Source organism: Escherichia sp. TW14182, assembly GCF_000208525.1.
GTDB classification, from domain to species: Bacteria; Pseudomonadota; Gammaproteobacteria; order Enterobacterales; family Enterobacteriaceae; genus Escherichia; species Escherichia ruysiae.
Genome location: NZ_AEJZ01000366.1, coordinates 1 through 1453 on the forward strand (window position 1 = coordinate 1; position 1453 = coordinate 1453).

Genomic DNA, 1453 nt, shown 5'->3' on the forward strand with positions numbered 1-1453 from the left:
CAAGACTTCTTTCTGTGCTCACTCCTTCTGTGCATTGTAAGTGCAGGATGGTGTGACTGATCTTCAACAAACGTATTACCGCCAGGTAAAGAACCCGAATCCGGTGTTCACACCCCGTGAAGGTGCCGGAACGCTGAAGTTCTGCGAAAAACTGATGGAAAAGGCGGTGGGCTTCACCTCCCGTTTTGATTTCGCCATTCATGTGGCGCATGCCCGTTCGAAGGGACTGCGTCGGCGCATGCCACCGGTGCTGCGTCGGCGGGCTATTGATGCGCTGCTGCAGGGGCTGTGTTTCCACTATGACCCGCTGGCCAACCGTGTCCAGTGCTCCATCACCACGCTGGCCATTGAGTGCGGGCTGGCGACGGAGTCTGCTGCCGGAAAACTCTCCATCACCCGTGCCACCCGCGCCCTGACGTTCCTCGCAGAGCTGGGCCTGATTACCTACCAGACGGAATATGACCCGCTTATCGGGTGCTACATTCCGACCGATATCACGTTCACATCAGCACTGTTTGCTGCCCTCGATGTATCAGAGGAGGCAGTGGCCGCTGCGCGCCGCAGCCGTGTGGAATGGGAAAACAGACAGCGCAAAAAGCAGGGACTGGATACCCTGGGTATGGATGAACTGATTGCGAAAGCCTGGCGTTTTGTGCGCGAGCGTTTCCGCAGTTACCAGACAGAGCTTAAGTCCCGTGGAATAAAGCGTGCCCGTGCGCGTCGTGATGCGAACAGGGAACGTCAGGATATCGTCACCCTGGTGAAACGGCAGCTGACGCGTGAAATTGCGGAAGGACGCTTCACTGCTAATCGTGAGGCAGTAAAACGCGAAGTGGAGCGTCGTGTGAAGGAGCGCATGATTCTGTCACGTAACCGTAATTACAGCCGGCTGACCACAGCTTCTCCCTGAAAGTGACCTCCTCAGAATAATCCGGCTCGCGCCGGAGGCATCCGCACACCTGAAGCCTGCCAGCGAACAAAAAAGCAGCATATCATACAAAAACGACCTCGCTATTCACCTTCTGGTGCATCCGGTTCCCCCTGTTTTTGATACAAAACACACCTCACAGACGGGTAATTTTGCTTATCCACATTTAACTGCAAGGGACTTCTTCATAAGGTTACAACCGTTCATGTCATAAAGCGCCAGCCGCCAGCCTTACAGGGTGCAATATATCTTTTAAACACCTGTTTATATCTCCTTTAAACTACCTAATTACATTCATTTAAAAAGAAAACCTATTCACTGCCTGTCCTGTGGACAGACAGATATGCACCTCCCACCGCAAGCGGCGGGCCCCGAGCGGAGTTAATTTAGTTACAACATGCAAGCATAGACCCCGGAAAAAACCCCGGTTCCGCGCAGAACTGAAACCACAAAGCCCCTCCTCATAACTGAAAAGCGGCCCCGCCCCGGCCCTTCGGGCCGGAACAGAGTCGCTTTTAATTATGA

2 protein-coding genes and 1 pseudogene are annotated in these 1453 nt (G+C 53.8%); all 3 read left to right on the forward strand.

Going from position 1 to position 1453, the window contains the following annotated elements; translation table 11 throughout:
• The first annotated feature begins 12 nt into the window (after positions 1-12).
• Positions 13-60, forward strand: coding sequence for a hypothetical protein (locus EQY_RS27355; protein WP_072248554.1), 48 nt, complete (start codon positions 13-15; stop codon positions 58-60).
• Complete coding sequence (gene repA, locus EQY_RS0121810) at positions 53-910, forward strand: incFII family plasmid replication initiator RepA (protein ID WP_024212700.1); 858 nt, start codon at positions 53-55, stop codon at positions 908-910. The genes EQY_RS27355 and repA overlap by 8 nt, the downstream gene beginning before the upstream one ends.
• Before the next feature lie 415 nt (positions 911-1325).
• Positions 1326-1453, forward strand: a pseudogene (locus EQY_RS27545) (replication-associated protein RepA4); the annotation flags it as partial.